We start from the raw sequence: 18,397 nt of genomic DNA, 5'->3' as shown, positions 1-18,397 counted from the left end.
CAGGCTCATTTCCGCAGGTGAAGCCTGGGACGGCTTCTTGGCTGGGACGGCTCAAGCCGTCCCAGGGATCGAAGCCGTCCCAGCCTGACCTGCACTGATGACGCTGGGACGGCTGGGACGGCTACCCCTGGGGAAGGGCAGCACATCGCCCTCCGGAGAGGGCTCGACAGCCGGGCAATAACGGGTCCAGGCGTCGAGGAAGTCGGCCCGCTGGTAGCCCTTGGACTGGCCGCCGTCGGGGAAGCGGATGTTGGCCGACCGGATGTCGTACTCACGAAGGATCGCGCCGAGCTTCATCGCGGTCAGGCCGTTCGGCCCGTAATCGGCCCAGGGCGCTTCCGGGTCGGCCTTGAGCCGTTCCAGCAGCACCGCGGTAGGCAGGGCGGTGTCGGTGGCGAAGGCGGTGCGGCAGTCGGCCAGCAGCCGAACCCGGGTGGAGGGCTGAGCGGATTCGTCGGCTTCGGCGGCCAGCGCGAGTACCGCGACGCGGGCGCGTTCGGGCCAGTGCCCGCCGGCGTGGTCGGCCACCGCCACGAGGGGTTCCCAGGTGTCGGCGGCGCGGTCTTCCACCGGCATGGCGGGTTCGGCCTGTTCCAAGGTAGCCAGGTCCGCGCGCAGCCAGGCGGCCAGTTCAGCGGCGAGCTGGCGCAGCGGCGGCCGGTCGCGGCGGTGCCGGTACGGGGCGACGGTTTCGCCGGGGCCGCGGCGGCGCATCCGAATGACGACGGCGCGGTCTTCGATGGTGTCGGGCATGGCGCCGATCCCGGCGAGCGCGGCCATGGCGAAGGTCGGGATGGACTCCACGCGGTTGCTGTTGGCGTCATAGCGCTTGGCCGGCCGGTTGCGCTGGTGCCCGGCGTTGAGCAGGCCGCGCAGGTCCTCGTTGCCGTCGGCCTTGGGGCCGAAGATGGTGTCGGCTTCGTCCACGAGCATGGTGGGCGGGTCGTCGGTGATGGAGCGGTAGACCGCGGCCGGGGTGGAGTTGACCGTGATGAACGGCTCGTGACAGGTGGCCTCGACCACGTCCAGCAACCGGGACTTGCCGCACCGCTTCTCCGGGGCGCGGATCACCAGGCGCGGCGCGTGCGCCCACGCGGGCTGGGCGTGGCTGGCGGCGATCCACAGCGTGACCGCCCACGCGGCCTGCGGGCTGGGCAGGATCACGTACCGGGTGAGTGCGGCGAGTAGGGCGTCCAGCAGGGTCGCGCCGTGGCCGGCGGGCGTGGCGGATGGGTTCATGGTGTGGGCTCCCGTGGGATCCGTTGGGCTAGTCACGCGGCCACCGTCCGGGGACGCTTGGCACTGGTGCGTAGATCAGGCTTCGGGTCAGACTGGCGGAGTGAGCGATCAGGTCCCGCGTGGTTGGCAGCAGGGTGCTGATGGTCAGCCGGCGGCGTTTCGTCCGCTTGCTGGGGAACCGAACCCGTTCGCGGAGCTTCCGCGCGGTGCCGCCCCTGGTTCGTACAAAGTCGAATACCGGCTGGACGGGTTCACTTCGGAACAGGAATTGGCTGCGCGCGTGCTGGAGCGTCTTGAGCCATGGTTTGTGATCGGCCGTGAGGTTGTCGGCAGGCATTGCTCCGGTGCGCGGCTGCGTATCGACGCGATGCTGCGCCCTCGTGATGCCTCGTCCTGGCGAGATCCGGATGTGGCCTTCGGCGTCGAGTTCAAGGCCCCACGTCGGGACGCCAATCTGGGCACTTACACGGGATGGATAGCGCAGGCCGTGGACTACACCCATGTCGATTGGGACGGGTTCGGCCGACGCATCATCTTGACCTGTCCCGGAGTGAACGCCTTGCTCGGAGCCTTTCAGGGAACACGGGACGGCGATGGTGATCTGCTGGTAGCCAAGCGGCTCATGGGCCAACTCGGTGTCGGGGAACTCGTGCTGCGCTGGGCGTACGGGTTGACCATCTTGGTCAACGGCGAACGGATTTGGTCGGAGCGGGATGGCCTTGGCGCCGGTAGGCGGTGGAGTATGAATCTCCGTGCTGGTTCCCGGTAGCGCGGACATGGAAGCTCCTGTCATGCGGCCACGCTCCGGGGGCGGCGGGCGCCGTTCTTGAGTCCGGACGCGACGGTGAGACGCGTTTCAGCAGCGCTCAGCCCGATGGCGACCCCCTCCTGTCCAAGCAAGGTTGTGACGTCGGCCTCATCGAGCGCGCCGCCTGCGACGAGTTGCCCCAGGGCCGTGGCGGCCAGGTAGAGGGTGCGGTTGCGTTCGCCGACGGGCGCGGCTGCGACGCGTGCCAGCTCGCCGGTGATGGCGGCGCGCAGGAAGGCTCCACGTCGATCGGCGGGCAGCGCGAGGCGGACGGGACCGGCCGCCGCCTGGGGCGGGGCGACAAGCTGCTTGGACAGGAAGGGGGGCAGCGGGGCCGGGGGCGCGTTGTGGAGCACCTCGTAGGTTCCGGTGCCGTCGGGCAGGTCCACGTGGCTGCCCGGTCCGAGCACGTACCCGCCGTGGGCGCGGGTGTCGATCAGCCACCCCAGCCCGTTGCCCTTGTCCCCTTCGGTGTTGGACAGCCGGGCGCCGTCCGGGGCGGTGAAGTAAAGGTGCAGGCCACCTCGGCGGGTGCGGACCTGGAACGTCTCGAACGGGAACGGCTGGCCGGCGCGCTCGCACAGGACGGCCAGTACGTCGGCCCCGTCCTGCACCCCCGGTAGGTCCCAAGCAGGCGGGGGGCGAAGCCCCTCCTTCTTGGGGGTGTCAAGGTCCACCACCACCAGACCGGACGGGCCACAGGCAATGCCGATGTTGTACGGCGCCCGCGACCACCACCGGCGGATCAGGCCGGGATCAGTCGTGGCGTTGGCCTCCCAGTCGGTGAACCCCTTGACCGGCGGCTTGTCGCCAACCGCGACCGGAAACACCGCCCAGCCGCGACGGGCGGCGGCGAGCGCGTAGGGCAGGGTGGGCTGGGTCATGCGGCAGTCCTTCCGGTGTCGTGGTCGAACAGATCGCCCTGGTGGCCACGCTGGTGCAGTTGGGTCAGCAGCCGGGTGCGCCACTGGGTCGCGTAGGTCAGGCAGTTGGCGCAGTTCTTGTGACCGGTGCAGCCGGGCAGCGCGGGCAGGCGTCGGGCGGCATAGCTCCAGGCCATAGAGTCGGCGGAGGCCAGGCGGTGCCCGTAACGGTGCAGTCCGCCGGCCTTGACGCCGAAGCCGTGCAGGCTCAATCCTGCGCTGTGTAGGGCGGCGACGATGGTGGCGATTTCGGCGGTGGATTGACGCCGGCAGACCGACCCCAGCCCCACTCGCGGCAGCGCCGCCAGGTTCACGCCCGCGCTGTCGTACAGCCGCATGCAGGTCAGGTAGTCGGCCAGGGTCCAGCCCTGAAGCACGGGCATGAACGGCAACTGCGGGGCGATTTGGCGTAGGTGCAGGTAGTTGGCGACGGTACGTTCCTGGTGCTCGCGGACGCTCAGGCCGGTGCGTTCGACCATGAACGGCTCGCACATCCAGTCCTGCGGTGCGGCGAAGTCCAACTGGCCGATTTGGTCGGCGTAGCGGGCTACGGCGTCGGCGTACTCCTCGGGCGTGGTCATCCACCGGCCGTGCATGGACAGTTCGGTGAAGCCCCCCGAGTCGAGCGCCCACCGGGCGCGAGCCGGGCGCAGGGTGACCTTGCGCGCCAGTTGGCGGTGGCTGACGAACAGCGGGAAGTCTGCGTTCCACAGCCAGTGCGGTTGATGCGCACCCAAGTAGAAGACAGGCGCCGTGTGCGTGGTCATGCCGCTTCCTTCTGCAATGCGGTTCCTTCCGGGCTAGCGGACGTTGAACAGGCGGACGCCGGCGCGGGGTTTGAGCCCGGAGCCGGTGCAGTCGGGGCAGTAGCCGACGGAGTGGGCGAAGATGCGGCTGCGGCGCCGGCCGGTGCCCTTGCAGCGGCGGCAGTCGGTGTAGGGGTGGCGGGTCAAGCTGTACCGGTAGGCCACCACCAGGACCGCCAGCAGTAAGGCCAGCAGGGCGAGGCAGACGGCGATGATGGCGAGCACGGTGAAGATCGATGGGCTGGACAAGGCGGGTCTCCTGGTTTCAGGCATGGCGAGATCGCCACGGGTGGGTGAAGGGGTGTGACACGCTCGGGTGTCACGGAAAGGGGCTGGGGATGGGTTTCCCAGGTCAGCGGTGGCGTGACACCGTGACAGCGGCCCTGTGACAGGTGGTGTGACAGCGCCCGTGACAGCCGCGTGACAAGATCATTCGCGTGTGGTGCGGGCGTCCCACGCGCAGCCGCGCGACGGGCTGGGGCGGGGCCGTCGTCACGGCCCGCCCCGGGCCTCGGTCATGCAGCACGGTCGCTGTTGCGCTCGTCCCGGTCGTCGCGGTCGAGCGGGCTCAGGTCGGTGATGGTGTAGGTGCGGGTGCTGCCCTCCTTTGCGAGGGTGAGGACGCCGCGGTCGGTCAGGTCGGTGAGGACCTTGTAGATCCAGGCGCGGCCGTTGCCGGTCTGGTGGCGGACGTGGGTGAGGTCGTCGTCGGTGGCGGTGAAGGTGACGGCGCCGCTGTGGTGGCGGCGGCGCAGCCAGGCGTGGATGAGGTTGCGGGCGTCGGCGGGGTGCATCTTGACCGCCGGGCCGGGCGCGCGCAGGGCGTCGGCCTCCTCGGTGGTGGGCTGGTGGACGGCGTCGTCCGCCCCTGCGGACAGGGCCGGGTCCGGATCGTCGGTGCGGACCAGCGTTTCGGTGACCACGTCGCCGGTGGCGCGCAGGTGCTCGATCACACCGGGGGCGGCGCGGTCGTCGGCCGCGATGAGCACGGGCCGGGTGCCGGTGCCGGGCTCGGGCGGGCCGACGACGTCCTTGCGCTGCAGGGCTTCCAGGAGGCGCAGGCAGTCCTGCCAGGCGATGCGCAGCTTGCGCTGCAGCATCGACGGCGAGGCGTGCTGGGTGGCGATGACCAGCTCGGCCGCGTCCCCCAGCAGCTCGGCGAAGTCGGACGCGAACTCCTCCCGCTCGTCGTGCGGCTCCGCCGGCGCCGAGGCGGCAGAGGCGGCGGGCAGAGGGATCGCCGCACCGCCGGCCAGCGCGGTGCCTGCCCCGTCCTGGGCGCGAGGGGTGGCGGGCCGGGCGAGGGTGGCGGTGAAGTGGTCCACCTGCTTGCCTGCGGCCGGGTAGGCGGCGGCGTGCGCGGCCATCGCGGCCCTCGCTTCGGCACTGCTGCGGCCCCAGGAGAAGGTGCGCAGCGGCATGGCGTAGTGGGTGGTGCGAATGGACTTGGCGTCCAGGTAGGCCATGCCGGGGTAGTGGTCTTCCCACTCGTGCGGGACGACGTCGGCCTTGCGCTGGCGGGCTGAGACGCCGTACTTGACGTCGTCGGGGTCGGACAGGCCGAAGCACATCTTGGCCATCTGGGAGCGGAACAGGGTCGGGATCTGGGTGTAGTCGGCGCGCTGCAAAGAGAGGATGACGCTGCCGCCGGCCGAGCGCAGCTCCTTGAGAATCTCGCCGAGGCGTTCCTCGTCGGCGTCGCCGATCTCGTTGACGAGCTTGGCGATCTCCTCGATATGCAGATACCAGTACGTGAGCCCGCAGCCGGGCTCCCAATCGCTGTAGCCGTGCTCGGCCAGCCACTTGGTGCGCTCGGGGATCGCGGCGTGCAGGGCGCGGATCAGCTCCACCGCGCCCGCCTTGCTCGTCTCGAACCGGTGCAGGCCCTCCCGCAGCGGCCCCATGGTCTGGTCGTCCTTGCTGATGTCGATGGAGAACACCGCCGCATCAGCGCGGGTGATGACCTCGCCGATGATGTTCCACGCCCCGCCGATGCTCTTACCGGAGCCGGTGCGGCCCATGATCTGCAGGTGGTGGCCGACGAAGCGGTACTGCACCTCGTCGCCGTCCTGGTAGACGCCGATCCGCAGCGGCTTGTCGACCGAGGCCCCGGGGTGGGACGGGCCGGGCCAGGCGATGGGCTGGCGGATGGCGCGCGGGTCGGACACGGTGATGTGCGCCCGATCCGCGCGGTCGTCGTCGCGAGCGACAGTGACGCTGCCGGGCGGCAGCTGCATGCCCGACTCGATCCGGTCGGTCGCCTTGATGGCGTCCTCGGCGGTCTTCTCCCCGGGCGGCAGCTGCATCTGCCCCTTGACCTTGTGGTCGGTGACCTCAAGGGCGCGCACCCGCGCGCCCTTCAGCCCGGCCTGCTCTTTCGCCCGGTTGAACAGCGATCCCAGCGCGTCGCCGCCGTGCTCGCCGTCCTCGCCGCCGGCCGCGCGGATGACGGTGCGGATGTTCCACGAGATCGCCAGGGTGGCGCCGCCGAAGAACAGCGCACCGTTCACGACCGGGGCGTCCAGGCCGGTGATGGTCGCGGTGGTGAACCACGCCGACGCCGCCGCCGTGGTGAGCGTGGCGTGCAGGCGGCCGATCAACCTGCGCTGGTGCGTGACCGCCCAGGTCAAGCCGGTCAGGACGGTGGAGCCGAGGGTGCAGCCGACCGCGGCCCACGTCACCGCCGGCTGTTGGCCCCACATCGCGTGCGAGATCGCGCCAGCGGCGGCCTCGACGCCGAGGATGGCCCACGGCGGGACCAGCACCCCTACCTTCGAGACGGCCGAGGCGGTCAGCCGGTCCATGGTCGCGTCCTGCACCAGCTGCAGGGACGGCGCCTTGCTGCGTGCCATCACAGATCCACCTTCCCCTTGTACTCCTTGCGCTTGGTGGCGCGCGCCTCGGTCATCGCTTCCAGGAACTCCTGGCGGAACTGCAGGTTGAACTTGATCGCCTCGGCCGAGATGCCCTGGGCGATCTCGCGGGCCTCGCGCAGGTTGCGGGCCACCCGCCAGGCGCGGGCGCGGATGTCCACACCCATCAGCAGCGGGTGCCCCTTCAACTGGCCCATCGCCGACTCTGCGGCGGACTCGGCCTGATCCAGCTCGCGGGCCAGATCGTGCGCGAACCGCTGCGTGGCGACGGTGTACTCGGCGATTTTGGCCGGCACCTTGCCGTGGAACTCGATGTCGGCGATCTCGTCCAGCCGTTCTTGTCCAGTGCCCATGGATGGTCCTCCTTTCGTCCGTCAGGGCAGGAAGTGCTTGCGGTAGCTGCGGTGGAAGCTCTCGCCCCGCTCCGCCAGAGCGGCGGCCAGGTCCCGCGCCCGCTTGAGCCGCTTGGCTACGCGGCGGGCGCGGACCTTGGAGTCCAGGCCGAACAGCAGCATGTGGCCCTTCATGGTCGACATCGCGGCCTCGGCGTCCACCGCGGCGATGTCCAGCTCGGTGCCCCACCGCTCAGCCAGCGCGGTCAGCTGCTTGCCGTAGTGCTGGAACGCGGCCCCCAGCGAGCCGGTGAATTCGATGGTCGACAATTCGGTGATGTTGCGGCGGCTCATCAGCGCCACACCCCTTCCTCGGTGTCCTCGATGACGTCGGCGTCGATCGCGCCGGCCGCGCACGTCCGGCACTCATCAGCGACCACGGCGGCCAGGCGGCGCAGCCGCGGGATGAACGGGGCCAGGCCCAGCAGGGCGGTCAGCCACGCATCGACGGCGCCGGCCAGCAGCCCCAGCAGGCACCACACGATGCGCAGACCCTCACGCAGCCGCCCACAGGCTCCAGCACGCTGCCGGGATTGCGGCGTCGCGGTGATGGAGAGGGTTCTCATCACGCCGCCTCACCGGCGAGCGTGTCGCGGACGGCGCGAGCGGCGTCCATGCCGCACCGCAGCGTGCGCTGCAGACGGCTCGCGCTGGGTCGCTCGGGCAGCTCCCCGCGCTGGATCAGGTCCCGCGCCCGCGCCACCAGCGGGGCGACGTCCGTTCCGTTCGCCCTGTACGTAACACCCGTAGGGCCAACGGTGGGATTGCCGACCGGCAGGGCGGCCAGGACCGACCATAGGGCGGGCAGGACCCAGATCGCGGTCACCGCGGCGATGGGGCCGAGGCTGTGCACGATCAGCGACAGCGCATCGAACCCACCCGCCAGCGCGGGCCAGCAGTTGAGGAGCAGCGTCAGCCCGAGCAGCAGCGCCTCGGTGCGAAACAGCTTGCGCCCTTCGGGGCTCCTGCGGTCCACCAGGTGGCCCCGCATGGCGCTGTAGGCCTGCACTGTCACCGCGGCCAGCAGCGGCAGCGACAACGCCGGCTCGACACCGAACGCCGCCCACCAGCCGAGACCGAACTTCGCCAGCTCCAACGCCGCCGCGACGGACGCCTGCACACCAATGCTGGAAACCAACAGCGCGATGCACGCCGCCACCATGACCATGACCGTCACCGTGCGACGGACCTTGGCGTCCCGGTAGGCGAGCGCGGCAGGGTCGCTGGCCAGCTCGTGCAACCGGGCCGCCTCGGCCGCCCGCTTGCGCTGCTTACGCACCTTCGGCGTGTCCACCAGCAGTGGCGCCTCATCCTCCTGCAGATCGGCCAGCAGATGCGCCTCGGCCACCTCACCGCGAAGGCGACGCACCCGCTTCGTCTCACCCTCCACCTGCACCGGCCGCTCGACCGTCGGCGCCGCCGTGGGGAGAGGGGCGGTGGTGTGGGCGGGTGGCGTCTGGTCGCGCAAGTGACGCTCGATCTCGGCCAGACCGCGCTCGATGTCCTCGGGCGGCGGCTCCGGCGTGGGGAAGGTGACGCTCATCAGGTGACCTCCTGCGGACGGTCGGCGAACACAGGAACGGCTGCGATGCGGTGCAGCCGCGAGATGGCAGGGGGATGCGAACCGGCCAGCCTGCCGACCACCGCATACCAGGCGGGCTCGACCTCCAGGTCCTCACGCAGCATCGCCGTGACCACCTGGCGGCCCGGCAAGCCGAGCCCGTCCAGTAGCGAGACGGCGTGCCGGTCGGCGGCATACTCCGCCGCCCTCCGCCACCACCGCGCCACCAGGTAGGCCGACAGCGCCACCACCAGCAACACCGGCGTGACCCAGCGCGGCACCGGCGCAACGACGGCGGCCACCACGGCCACGGTGTAGGACCACACCGCGACCCGCTCCAGCGCCGGAACGAGCAGGCCGGTCAGGTGGCCGAGCGCGTGATGAGCGACCTCGTGCGCCACCGAGCCCAGCAGCGCGGCCGAGCGACGCTCCTCCAGCAGGTCGGCGCCGATGCCGACCCGCAGCACCGACCCGCACGAGCGGGTCTCGGCGGTGGCGTTGTCACCGAGTTCGTCGGCGACGTAGACCAGCAGCCCTGGCAGATGGGCGGCATCGCGCACCACGGCGGCCAACGCGGCCAGGCCGGGCAGCTCGATGGCGCGGGTAGTGCTTTTCATGCGACCACCGCCGGGTGAACCGAGTAGTGCAGCACGACGGAGTTGCCGCGCAGGTCCTCCGGGATCCGTTCCTTCAGCAGGTGCGTCATCAGGTCCAGGTGGCGCATGCCGACAGGGACCTTCACGTCGTGACTGCTGGTGGCCACGTGCCCGTAAGCGTTCTGCACGGTGATCATGACGAACAGGTCCCGGTAGGCAGCCTGCTCGGCGCCGGCGTCGTTGGTGGACGGAGCGTCGTTCGAGGTATTGGTCTGGGTGGTCATGAAGGGAGAACCTCCAGGTAGAGGCGAACGTGTGAGGAGTCGCGGCGGCTCGGGTAGAGACGCGATTCGGAGGAGATCGCCAGGGCGGCGCGGATGGCGTCGGCGACCTGGGCGACGTCGTCGGGCTCGCCGATCAGCCGGACGGACACAGGGGCGCTCATTGCGGGCACCCCCGGCTCCAGCAGGTCGGGCAGCCGGGCCGGTCGCACCAGTTGGCCGGCGACGCCGCCCAGGACCGTGCGACGGCATCGGCGGTGCGGCCGGCCAGCGCCGCGCGGGCGACGATCAGGCGGACACGTGCCCAGGCCGCCACCTCGGCCACCAGCACGAGGACGGACAGGCTCAGCGCCGTCATGGCCGCTCACCGCCCATCGCGGCAGCGGCGGCGTCGGCGAGGGCGCGCAGCCGGGCGGCGGCCTCGGTGGCCAGCTCCGCCAGCCGCTCCATCGCCGCGACCTCGGCGGCCACGTCGCTGCGGGAGGTGTTCAGAGCGATGAACACAGGCTGGTCGGACACGGTGAGGAACAGCGCGCCCGACATCGGGCCGGTCTCCAGTTCCATCTCCGCGGCGCGCGGCTGGAAGAGCGTCACGCTGGCGTTGATGCGGCTCATGCGGCCCTCCCCAGCGAGACGGGAAACTCGTTGTCGAGGTCGGCGGCGTAGACCGCGCGCCGACAGGTGGCGCAGTGGAACAGCACCGGGCCGCCGTCCAAGACGGTGCGGCAGCGCGGGCAGCACTTCACCGGCCCCGACGCGACCGGCCGGGCAGAGATCGTGGTGGTGGTCATGCCAGACCTCCCCGCGGACCGGACTGTGCACGGGTCAGGACGCGGCAGCAGCCGCAGGAGCGCACCGGCCGCGGGCCGTGCTGGCGGCAGACCTCCAGCTGGCCGCCCAGGCGGCGGCAGCGCGGGCACGACGTGGCCGTGGTGTGCTCGTGCGAGCAGTTGACGCACTCGAAGCGGCCCATCACCGGCCACCCCCGCACGGCGGCGCGGCAGCGGCCTGCCGGCACGCCTGGCAGCGCGGCGAGTAGCCGCCGCCGTGAACCTGGCAACGCGCCTGCTCCTCGCTGCGGTGCAGGCCCTCGCACAGCGGGCACTGATAGCGACCCATCAGCCCTCACCCCCGGCGAGCTGGTCGCCCGCCCACGCGGGCGCGGGACCGTGCACGGTGGTCAGCGCGTTGCCCAGCGCCACCCACAGCGCCCATGCCTGATCGGTCGTGAGCGGCACCCGCTCGTTGCCGATGCACAGGTACGCCTCGTAGGCGCCGCACAGCCGCACGGTGATCCGGGAGGTGCCGGACTTGTTCCACGGCGCCGGCGCCGTGACGGTGAAGTAGCGCACGGCCATCACGCCACCTCCGGCACGCTGCCGGTCCGGGAGGCGATGGCCAGGGCGCGGATCTCGGCGGCCCCACGCCCCGCCCACACACCCTCGGCGGGGCGGATGGCCAGAGCGTAGGACAAGCACGCCTCCACCGCCGGGCACGAACGGCACACCCGCTTGGCGCGCCGCTCGCGCCGCCGGCGGACGGCCTCGTCCTCGACCTCGAAGGCGTCGGGGCCGGTGAACAGCTCCGCCTCAGGGGTGGCGCAGGCCGGATCGGCCTGCACCACCGCCGAGCGCAGGGCGCGCACCGCGTCCCGACTCCGGACGGCCATCAAGCGGCCTTACCGGGCTTGGAGCCCGAGCTGCAGAACGGGCAGGGGTAGGGGCCGCTGCCGGGGTTCCAGATCTGGCCGTTACGGCAGGCCGGCGGGCAGTTGTCGCCCTTGGCGACGGTGAACGGGCGGGTCATGATGGTTGGGCTCCTTAGCGGGAGTTGAGGGGCGGCCCCGTGTCTTGGCGGATGGGGGCCGCCCCGCTTTGGCTTGCTCGTCTAAGAGCGATAGCGGTCTGCGCTACTTCTAGCGCCACTATGAGCGCTAAAAGTAGCGCTGTCAATAGCGCAGCGGGTTAGTTACGCTTCGATCAGTCGGCTTCTACGTACGGACTCGGAGGGACACGTGGGCAACTGGCCCGCCGTGGCGAAGGTGATCAATGAGCGGATGGCGACGCTCGGGCTGACGCAGAAAAAGCTCGCGGAGGTCTCCCGCGTCTCCACTGCGACCCTTCGGCAGATCCAGCATGGGGAGGACAAGAACCGTCAGCCGGCCATCTTGACGGCCATCTCCCGTGCGCTCGGCCTCCCTGACGACTACCTTCAAGAGGTTGCAGACAAGGGGCGCGCGCCCGTTGTCGCGTCCGACGAGCCGGCCACCGTGGCGGAGCTCCGAGACCAGCTTGCCGATCTCCGTGAGCGTGTAGCGGCGATCGAAAGCCGCCTGGAGCTGACTCGCTCGGACTGACCGAGACGCTGTGACTGTCCTCACAGCACTTAGGTTCGCGATTGCACCACGTGGGTTCCAGATGACGGGAAGGACACGGAGGGACACGCGTCATGTCCGTGGAGGACAACCAGGCTGCGAAGCGCCTTGTACCGAACAACGTGCTCATTGCGAAGCGGAAGGCCAAGGGGTGGAGTCGCCTCCGTGCTGCTCGCGAGCTGGAGCGAGCTGGGCTGCATCGAGGTCTCAGCGTTCCGGACGCGGATGCGATCGAGAAGGCCGTCTATCGGCACGAGACCGGACGGGCCATCTGCCGTGACCAGCTCTACATCGAGCTGTACTGCCTGGTGTACGACGCGACCCCTCACGAGCTGTTCGGCGACATTGAGCCGACGGTGCCGGCCGCCGACACATTCGGGCTCCGCTCTCACAAGTTTGTGTGCGCCTTCATTGGAGCCGACCAGATCGAGCCTCTTATCCGACGCGGAACGGTCGAACAGGCCGAGCCGCAATGCGGACTTGACTGCTATGTGAGCGCCAAGGTTCCGGCAGACGGCGAATGCCGTCTTTATGTATGGCCCTTCGGCGTAGCGATCCTTCACCTCTGCGAAGAGATGAGATTCCCGAATATCGCAAGCTTAGCGATCTGGCGTCGACGCTCTTACATCCAAAATCTCGATTGGGCTTCTGGGTATCTGTCCGGCCTCACCGGAGAGCTCGTCGAGGCGTCATATGTACTCAGCCTGTACTGGCTGCACTCGCCTATGTGGTCCGGCGCAGACCTCGACACGGCTGCACGCATCATTTCAACGCCTCGTGTTCTCCTGGAAAGAGATTCCGAAGAGAGCGAATCCTCTCTAGGGCACGCCGAATTAGTTGAGCGTGCCCTGTTTGCCGAAGGGTTCGACCATGCGGAAATCGTATCGTTCGGCATCAAGGGCATTTCCATTGGCTATGCCTCATGGTCTGGAGTCGTCTACTGCCCGCTGGCCGCTCGTCGCGCACTTGCCGAAGAGGAACTGGTCAGCACAGAACTAGCCACGCAGGCCATGTGGGCCTACTGCGAGCACATCAACGGGCAGGTCGAGCGAGGTAAGGACCCTACAGTTCCCGACCCCTACGGCTGGCGCTTCCTGCGCGGAGTTAAATCCCGCCTCACCAACGCGCGCCCCCAGGAAACCGGTCAGCATCGGTCAATGCGAACCGCGATACTTGACACCAGTGGCCTTATCGGCCATCTGACTCAAGCCATAGATGTTCTTCGCGAGACAAGTGAGAGGTAAGATCCGTGGCCCACAAAACAGCGGTCTTGGTGGTTGTTGACGTACAGAACGGATTCGTACGTGAAGAGTCAGTCCACGTCGTTCCAGTAATCGCGGATCTCGTACGACGCTGGCAGGCTTCAGGCGGCGACGTGGTGTTCACTCGCTATCTCAACTACGCGGGCAGTAACTTCGAGAAGCTTTTCAATTGGTCAAAGCTCATGGAATCACCGGAAACCGACATCGTTCCAGTGCTTGCACCGTACGCCCAAAAGGCGACCGCCATCGTTGATAAGACCACCTACACGCTATTCAACAAGGAGGGAACCGCCCTCGTACGTGAACACGGCTGGACGGATCTCTATGTCTGTGGCATCGCCACGGAAAGCTGCGTGCTAAAGACGGCAGTCGATGCTTTCGAACTCGACTTGACCCCCTGGCTCATCGAGGATGCATCGGCCAGCCACGCGGGGCCGGCCGCGCACGACGCCGGCGTCCTGGTGACATCTCGCTTCATCGGCCCCAAGCAGATCATCAAGGTAAGCGAAATTCCGCTATCCGTACTGCCCACGCCCCGCGATCAGCCGCTCAAAGCCTGATCCATCCGATTCGATGTAGCTTTAGTCGGGGTCCGCTTCGTCCGACTCACCAGTTCCCGCTACGTAGTCTGTCTCATGGCTGTCGCTTGCAGGCAGCCGTGGCATAACGTCTATTCGTGCCACCTCGATAGTAATGTCTGCGGTCTCGCTCGCCTCCGCAGCCATTGCGTCGAGGGCCATCCAGCGTTTATTCATCTGGCGGGTAGCGGAGTTCCGTATAGCAAGGTAGATCGCATTCCGCACCTGAAGACCTTCAGCATAGATAGGGGTTTGCCTTTTGAGCCCATTCCAGAACTCGCCATGATTCAACTTCTTCACTTCCATAATAACGCGAATTCTGCGGTCGCCAGTGAATGTGAAGTCGACAGGCCCTCTCCCCGTCTCAACTTCGCGATCCACCCATACCCTCGCGGCCTCACAGTAAGCTTTTATGAGACCGAATATTAGGACTTGCATATTCGTTTCGGGTATGGATTTTCTACCTTTGACCTCCCAGAATAACTCCCAGCCGCGAGACGATTCGGCGAACTGTCGCACGTATTCGATAAGCTGGTGTACAAATTGCATCATTTGATCGTCAGAAGTTATTTCTGGCCAAGGTTCAATCTCGGTGCTTGTTACAGCCTCCTTGACGATCCGCTGCCACGCGACATACAGCTTCGGATCGAGGTCCACGTCGTAGGGCTTCGGTTCCGACGCCTCCGCACCCTGGATCCATCGACGGAAGCTGTCGATATGCTGTCGAGCGGCCGCGAGTATTTCCTCCTTTTTCATCTTTCTTGATATATGAAAGTTCCAGTCATCGCGGAGCGAAGAATCCAGACTGCCATACCAGTCCACCGCGTCAAGGGTGGGGAGTTCCCTGAGGAAACGTTTCGGCACAAGCAGAATCGGCTCGCCAGACTCACCCGAGACGGGCACGGATACTACCTCATTCACCCAGCGCATTCGCGTTTCATCGAAACGACTATGCTTAATCACTGCCTCGGTCAATGGAACCTTGAACTGCCTACAAATTTCTTGGGTATACAGAATAAAGTCCGGCTTAAGTAAATTACATACAACGTCGGAGATTCGATCCCGGTGAAATCTCTCAACAAAAATACCTAGCTCTTCGAAGTGCCGAATATCGTCCACGCCGCGCTTGATGGCTTCAGCCATTGCGGACGTGATAAGCCGTGCCAAACCTTTGCCTGAACCCGAACCGTCCGTACCCTTGACCGTGAAGCCGAGGCGAAATTCTTTCGGCTCCGGGAACTCCATTAGTTCTAGAACGCGCCGATAGTGCTGATGGTTCTTTCTTAAACCGCTACTTGCTAGCAACTCGAAGGCGGTCTGGAAATAATCCATGATTTTGTCGTGCGCGTGAGCCCACTGCGTGGATTTGTCGGCAAACAGAAGGAAAGGATCGATGAAGAGAGGGGCATCTACCTCTAAAATAGGGTCGAACCACTCACAGTCGCTGCTGTAAGGGATGTGGAATTGCTCGCTGAAGTACACCACACCGACTCCTTTGACGGGAAAATCGCATCATAAGCCAGGAATGGGGTCCTGTCGATGGACGCTGAGGGCCAGCCTTCTAGCCACCGGCAGTAGCACGGAGGAGCCACCGTGAGGCTTCGCCCAACATGGGAACCGTGTGCATATGGAGATGCACTGTCACGCGCCAGCCCTCAGCAACGTTTGATCATCTCCCTGGCCCCACGACCGCCTGTGGTCGTGAGTGTGTCCGGCCCAGTGCCCTGTAACTCACGTTGGCGGACGTTCGCGCGAGGGTGCGGCCGTTCCCGTGAGCAGTCCTCGCCGCGGGAAAGTGGCCCTCAAGCTTGATCGTTACCCAATACTTTCCCAATCCGCTACACACAGCTACAGTCAAGTAATGTTTCCGCAGTTCAGAGGTACCGGGCCACGGCGATGTCACGCGGACTCATAATCCGTGGGTCGTGGGTTCAAGTCCCACCCGCCCTACCTCAGGAAGGCCCGCTGACGTGGGCCTTTTTCTTCGCCCGAGAATCCGTGAGGTCTCGCACCACCCCAGGGGAGACCGAAGGGAGACCGCCAGTTTCGGACGCCTCCCCTACCGCGATCTTTCGGGGCACCCGAGCGACGCTCGCTTCCGCCGCCTCGTGCGCGACTTCCGGCAGAACAGCCGTATACGTGTCGGACGTGATCGAAAGCGACGAATGACGCAGCATCGCTGACACGATCTTCATGTCCGTACCAGCCGCCAACGCGAGCGTCGCCGCGCCGTGCCGGAGGTCGTGCAACCGGATCGGCGGCAGGCCGGCCGCGAACGCGAGCCGCTCGAACTGCTCGCTGACCCAGTCCGATTTCAACTCGGAGCCGTCCTCACGCGTGAAGATCCGGCCGCTGTCCTGCCACGCCTCGCCCCACTCCAGGCGCTCCTCGTTCTGCCGCGCCTTGTGCGCGCGCAGCACCGCCATCATGTCGAGAATCTCCATCCGCGCCTGGTGCCCCTCCAGTCCGGCGTCGGGGATGCTGAGAAGCCTCTCGGCCGACTGGTAGCAGGTCACAAGGTCGGCCTCGCTCGCGAACCCACCGAGCCGCAGGTAGATGCGCTTCTTGTCCGGCCCGGCCGGCAGCTCGGCCTTGCCGTATCAGGTGCCGTGGTTCGGGTTCCACGAACCGTCCTTACGCCGGAGCTTCGGACACTGGGCGCCCAGTTCCCGCCCGTTGGCATCCCGGCACTTGCCGACGCAGGGTGGCACGCAGGTCGCGGATCGCCTGTCCGATGTCGGCGAGCTGCTGCTTATGCATCTCGGCGAGATGGTCTGTCACCACGCGCTGGTCGTCGCCGACCGACGCATGCACGATGGCGTGGAGCGCTTCGACGTACTGGCGCGCCACCCGCTGCCATCGGGGCGAGAGTCCGGGAAGGCACCCTTCAGCGCCGAGGTCGAAGGGCAGGGACGTTCCGCCCGGGTCGAGGTGACGAGCATCGCCCATATTGACCCGCCCCTGTGGGTCGCCGAGCGCCTCGGGCTCTCACCCGGCGAGCAGGTTCTCAGGCGAGAGAGCACCTACTACGTGGACGACCGCCCCGTCCAGATCGTGAACACCTACATCCCCTTGAGCATCGCCGGGGCACGCCCCTCGAGGAAGAGGTGCCAGGCCCAGGCGGCATCTACGCCGCCTTCGAGGAGCAGGGCCACCGGCTCACACGCATGCTGGAAGAGGTCCAGGCGCGGATGCCGCGAAACGGAGAGGTGGAACGGCTTAACGCCGAGCCGGGGACACCGGTGCTCGATGTGCTGCACGTCAGCTACGACCAAGACGAGACCCCCCAATGGACGTGAGTCACTTCGTGCTACGCGGCGACGAGAACGTCCTGACATGCGAACTGCCCACTGAGTGACACAGGACAGCGCCATCTATCGGACGTGCTGCGACATGGCCATGTGACCCGCCTGCGCCCGAATATGCAAAAGCCCCCGGCCCACTCGGCGAGTTCCAGGGGTCGTTGCAACACAGGTGATCATTTGCTGGCGGCAGTCAGCATAGCTGGGCGGTCACCGGTGGGCATCCTTCGAGGGCGGCCGGTCCTCCCTGGAGAGGATGCCCACCATGCCTCCCAAACCGGCGTCCCGGCCGGGGAGCATACCGGTGACGTTCGCCCAGGCGTGCACTTTCGTCGACGCCGTGCGCCGGCACTTCAGAGGGGCTTGCGCCAGACAACGGCGTAGCGAAAGAGAGGAAGCCGACGCCAGCGCATCCCTGGCAGGACCGCGGAGGCGATCTGCTTCACCTGAGCGTAAGTGTGGGGAAAGGACGGATCGCCAGCACTTCCGGGTTTCGTCGTAGGCCACGACGCTACCCAGCGGAGATCCCGAAGTTCCTTGGTGCGTGCTCCTGAAGCAGGGAGTGTTTTACCGCGCGAAGCGCGCATGAGACGCGCGAAGCGCCTCTGAGCTTCGCTGCTAAGTGGCCTATCTGGTCTGGTAGCCGTGGCCGACGGCATAGGGGTGGCTGGCTGGGCAGGCGGCGACTGAGACCCACCCTCTGGGGTTCCTCCACGTGCCGTAGGCCTTGGTGCTCTTCTCAAAGTCATTCATGCAGGTGGCGACGGCCCGGTATTGACCGGTCCCGCCACTGCAGTACGCCGTGACCGCATCTGCAGCCGCGATCGAGGATGAACATCCTGTGGGGGCGGCCCAGGCGGGTTGTGCAAGCCCTGGGGCAAACGCGACACAGAGCCCGCCGAGGGCGGCCGTGACGGCGGCGACGATCCGCGTGGATGGCATTTTTTGCATCCTCCCGTGTAGGGATCGATGATCTACCTGGCGGTGAGGGTAGCAAGGCTCGGCCGAGCGGACCAGATCCTCGCCGTGGCCTACGCCATAAGTCTTCTGATGGCGATCAACACCGGCAAGAGACGCCCTGAGAGCAACCCTGAGGGACCTACAGTGTTTCAGCCCGTGTGCGTGACCGACTGCGTGACAACGACCAGAGTTGATCACAGAGATCGGTGGACTGTCGAGCACAGGTCCCGCTGGCCGCCACCAGCCAAGATGCCCCGAAGCGAACTCCAGGCCGGGGCTCTCGCATGCCGCCAAGGTGGCACCGACCCCACATAACCATGACACCACCGCAGCGTCCGTGTCCTCGTCCACAACTGGGCCGCGGGGAGCCCTGGGAGACCGAAGGGAGACCGGCAGTCTTACGCGGAAGCGTTTTGACGCGGCATAGCCAGCACCAATGAAC

At 67.2% G+C, this 18,397-nt stretch carries 26 protein-coding genes and 1 pseudogene; 6 read left to right on the top strand and 21 right to left on the bottom strand.

Annotated features, from left to right (window positions below):
• Positions 1 to 51 precede the first annotated feature (51 nt).
• On the bottom strand, positions 52 to 1,239 hold the full coding sequence (locus AB0H81_RS13295) for a DUF3631 domain-containing protein (RefSeq protein ID WP_358373416.1): 1,188 nt from the start codon (positions 1,237 to 1,239) through the stop codon (positions 52 to 54).
• Between the two features lie 100 nt (positions 1,240 to 1,339).
• Between AB0H81_RS13295 and AB0H81_RS13290 the strand changes: the two genes are divergently transcribed.
• Positions 1,340 to 2,008 (top strand): hypothetical protein, encoded by a 669-nt coding sequence (locus tag AB0H81_RS13290; protein ID WP_358373413.1) that lies wholly within the window; start codon positions 1,340 to 1,342, stop codon positions 2,006 to 2,008.
• Positions 2,009 to 2,028: 20 nt separating this feature from the next.
• Here the strand turns inward: AB0H81_RS13290 and AB0H81_RS13285 are convergent, their stop codons facing one another.
• From AB0H81_RS13285 to AB0H81_RS13205, 17 genes are all read right to left on the bottom strand, one after another.
• Positions 2,029 to 2,931, bottom strand: coding sequence for a bifunctional DNA primase/polymerase (locus AB0H81_RS13285; protein WP_358373410.1), 903 nt, complete (start codon positions 2,929 to 2,931; stop codon positions 2,029 to 2,031).
• A complete protein-coding gene (locus tag AB0H81_RS13280; protein WP_358373407.1) occupies positions 2,928 to 3,737 on the bottom strand; it encodes a hypothetical protein in 810 nt (269 codons plus the stop codon). The genes AB0H81_RS13285 and AB0H81_RS13280 overlap by 4 nt, the downstream gene beginning before the upstream one ends.
• A gap of 33 nt (positions 3,738 to 3,770) precedes the next feature.
• Complete coding sequence (locus AB0H81_RS13275) at positions 3,771 to 4,025, bottom strand: hypothetical protein (protein ID WP_358373404.1); 255 nt, start codon at positions 4,023 to 4,025, stop codon at positions 3,771 to 3,773.
• Positions 4,026 to 4,291: 266 nt separating this feature from the next.
• The gene (locus AB0H81_RS13270) at positions 4,292 to 6,628 is read right to left on the bottom strand and encodes a DNA translocase FtsK (protein ID WP_358373403.1); all 2,337 of its coding nucleotides are present in this window, start codon (positions 6,626 to 6,628) and stop codon (positions 4,292 to 4,294) included.
• Positions 6,628 to 7,002 (bottom strand): hypothetical protein, encoded by a 375-nt coding sequence (locus tag AB0H81_RS13265; RefSeq protein ID WP_358373400.1) that lies wholly within the window; start codon positions 7,000 to 7,002, stop codon positions 6,628 to 6,630. The genes AB0H81_RS13270 and AB0H81_RS13265 overlap by 1 nt, the downstream gene beginning before the upstream one ends.
• Positions 7,003 to 7,023: 21 nt before the next feature.
• Positions 7,024 to 7,344 (bottom strand): hypothetical protein, encoded by a 321-nt coding sequence (locus tag AB0H81_RS13260; protein WP_358373399.1) that lies wholly within the window; start codon positions 7,342 to 7,344, stop codon positions 7,024 to 7,026.
• Positions 7,335 to 7,607 carry a hypothetical protein gene (locus tag AB0H81_RS13255; protein ID WP_358373398.1) on the bottom strand — a complete coding sequence of 91 codons (273 nt, stop codon included), beginning with the start codon at positions 7,605 to 7,607 and terminating at the stop codon, positions 7,335 to 7,337. The genes AB0H81_RS13260 and AB0H81_RS13255 overlap by 10 nt, the downstream gene beginning before the upstream one ends.
• Positions 7,607 to 8,584, bottom strand: coding sequence for a hypothetical protein (locus AB0H81_RS13250; protein ID WP_358373396.1), 978 nt, complete (start codon positions 8,582 to 8,584; stop codon positions 7,607 to 7,609). The genes AB0H81_RS13255 and AB0H81_RS13250 overlap by 1 nt, the downstream gene beginning before the upstream one ends.
• Positions 8,584 to 9,219 (bottom strand): M48 family metalloprotease, encoded by a 636-nt coding sequence (locus AB0H81_RS13245; RefSeq protein ID WP_358373395.1) that lies wholly within the window; start codon positions 9,217 to 9,219, stop codon positions 8,584 to 8,586. Before AB0H81_RS13245 ends, AB0H81_RS13250 begins: the two co-directional genes overlap by 1 nt.
• The gene (locus AB0H81_RS13240) at positions 9,216 to 9,482 is read right to left on the bottom strand and encodes a hypothetical protein (protein WP_358373394.1); all 267 of its coding nucleotides are present in this window, start codon (positions 9,480 to 9,482) and stop codon (positions 9,216 to 9,218) included. The genes AB0H81_RS13245 and AB0H81_RS13240 overlap by 4 nt, the downstream gene beginning before the upstream one ends.
• Positions 9,479 to 9,643 (bottom strand): hypothetical protein, encoded by a 165-nt coding sequence (locus AB0H81_RS13235; RefSeq protein WP_358373392.1) that lies wholly within the window; start codon positions 9,641 to 9,643, stop codon positions 9,479 to 9,481. The genes AB0H81_RS13240 and AB0H81_RS13235 overlap by 4 nt, the downstream gene beginning before the upstream one ends.
• Positions 9,640 to 9,837, bottom strand: a complete 198-nt coding sequence (locus AB0H81_RS13230) for a hypothetical protein (RefSeq protein ID WP_358373390.1) — start codon at positions 9,835 to 9,837, stop codon at positions 9,640 to 9,642. The genes AB0H81_RS13235 and AB0H81_RS13230 overlap by 4 nt, the downstream gene beginning before the upstream one ends.
• Positions 9,834 to 10,094 carry a hypothetical protein gene (locus AB0H81_RS13225; RefSeq protein WP_358373388.1) on the bottom strand — a complete coding sequence of 87 codons (261 nt, stop codon included), beginning with the start codon at positions 10,092 to 10,094 and terminating at the stop codon, positions 9,834 to 9,836. The genes AB0H81_RS13230 and AB0H81_RS13225 overlap by 4 nt, the downstream gene beginning before the upstream one ends.
• Entirely contained in the window at positions 10,091 to 10,270 is a 180-nt protein-coding gene (locus AB0H81_RS13220) for a hypothetical protein (RefSeq protein WP_358373386.1), read from the bottom strand. The genes AB0H81_RS13225 and AB0H81_RS13220 overlap by 4 nt, the downstream gene beginning before the upstream one ends.
• Before the next feature lie 327 nt (positions 10,271 to 10,597).
• Positions 10,598 to 10,837 (bottom strand): hypothetical protein, encoded by a 240-nt coding sequence (locus tag AB0H81_RS13215; RefSeq protein WP_358373384.1) that lies wholly within the window; start codon positions 10,835 to 10,837, stop codon positions 10,598 to 10,600.
• Positions 10,837 to 11,148, bottom strand: a complete 312-nt coding sequence (locus AB0H81_RS13210; RefSeq protein ID WP_358373381.1) for a WhiB family transcriptional regulator — start codon at positions 11,146 to 11,148, stop codon at positions 10,837 to 10,839. Before AB0H81_RS13210 ends, AB0H81_RS13215 begins: the two co-directional genes overlap by 1 nt.
• Positions 11,148 to 11,285, bottom strand: coding sequence for a hypothetical protein (locus AB0H81_RS13205; RefSeq protein WP_358373378.1), 138 nt, complete (start codon positions 11,283 to 11,285; stop codon positions 11,148 to 11,150). Before AB0H81_RS13205 ends, AB0H81_RS13210 begins: the two co-directional genes overlap by 1 nt.
• 208 nt (positions 11,286 to 11,493) lie before the next feature.
• On the opposite strand from AB0H81_RS13205, the gene AB0H81_RS13200 reads away from it, so the two are divergent.
• The 3 genes from AB0H81_RS13200 to AB0H81_RS13190 all read left to right on the top strand — a co-directional run bounded on the left by AB0H81_RS13200 (position 11,494) and on the right by AB0H81_RS13190 (position 13,675).
• The gene (locus AB0H81_RS13200) at positions 11,494 to 11,835 is read left to right on the top strand and encodes a helix-turn-helix transcriptional regulator (RefSeq protein ID WP_358373376.1); all 342 of its coding nucleotides are present in this window, start codon (positions 11,494 to 11,496) and stop codon (positions 11,833 to 11,835) included.
• A 92-nt stretch (positions 11,836 to 11,927) separates the two neighbouring features.
• On the top strand, positions 11,928 to 13,097 hold the full coding sequence (locus AB0H81_RS13195; RefSeq protein WP_358373373.1) for a hypothetical protein: 1,170 nt from the start codon (positions 11,928 to 11,930) through the stop codon (positions 13,095 to 13,097).
• Between the two features lie 5 nt (positions 13,098 to 13,102).
• Positions 13,103 to 13,675, top strand: coding sequence for a cysteine hydrolase (locus AB0H81_RS13190; protein WP_358373371.1), 573 nt, complete (start codon positions 13,103 to 13,105; stop codon positions 13,673 to 13,675).
• A 21-nt stretch (positions 13,676 to 13,696) separates the two neighbouring features.
• On the opposite strand, the gene AB0H81_RS13185 is transcribed toward AB0H81_RS13190, so the two are convergent.
• From AB0H81_RS13185 to AB0H81_RS13175, 3 genes are all read right to left on the bottom strand, one after another.
• The gene (locus AB0H81_RS13185) at positions 13,697 to 15,178 is read right to left on the bottom strand and encodes a hypothetical protein (protein WP_358373368.1); all 1,482 of its coding nucleotides are present in this window, start codon (positions 15,176 to 15,178) and stop codon (positions 13,697 to 13,699) included.
• A 467-nt stretch (positions 15,179 to 15,645) separates the two neighbouring features.
• Entirely contained in the window at positions 15,646 to 16,137 is a 492-nt protein-coding gene (locus tag AB0H81_RS13180; RefSeq protein ID WP_358373365.1) for a tyrosine-type recombinase/integrase, read from the bottom strand.
• A 190-nt stretch (positions 16,138 to 16,327) separates the two neighbouring features.
• A complete protein-coding gene (locus AB0H81_RS13175) occupies positions 16,328 to 16,543 on the bottom strand; it encodes a hypothetical protein (RefSeq protein ID WP_358373486.1) in 216 nt (71 codons plus the stop codon).
• On the opposite strand from AB0H81_RS13175, the pseudogene AB0H81_RS13170 reads away from it, so the two are divergent.
• Positions 16,448 to 16,717 (top strand): annotated as a pseudogene (locus AB0H81_RS13170) (hypothetical protein); the annotation flags it as partial. The gene AB0H81_RS13175 and the pseudogene AB0H81_RS13170 sit on opposite strands and share 96 nt — an antisense overlap.
• On the top strand, positions 16,657 to 16,992 hold the full coding sequence (locus tag AB0H81_RS13165) for a UTRA domain-containing protein (RefSeq protein ID WP_358373483.1): 336 nt from the start codon (positions 16,657 to 16,659) through the stop codon (positions 16,990 to 16,992). The pseudogene AB0H81_RS13170 and the gene AB0H81_RS13165, both read left to right, overlap by 61 nt.
• Positions 16,993 to 18,397: the final 1,405 nt, after the last annotated feature.

Source organism: Nonomuraea sp. NPDC050691 (assembly GCF_040654455.1).
Classification (GTDB): domain Bacteria; phylum Actinomycetota; class Actinomycetes; order Streptosporangiales; family Streptosporangiaceae; genus Nonomuraea.
This window is presented reverse-complemented; position numbering and strand designations above follow the sequence as displayed.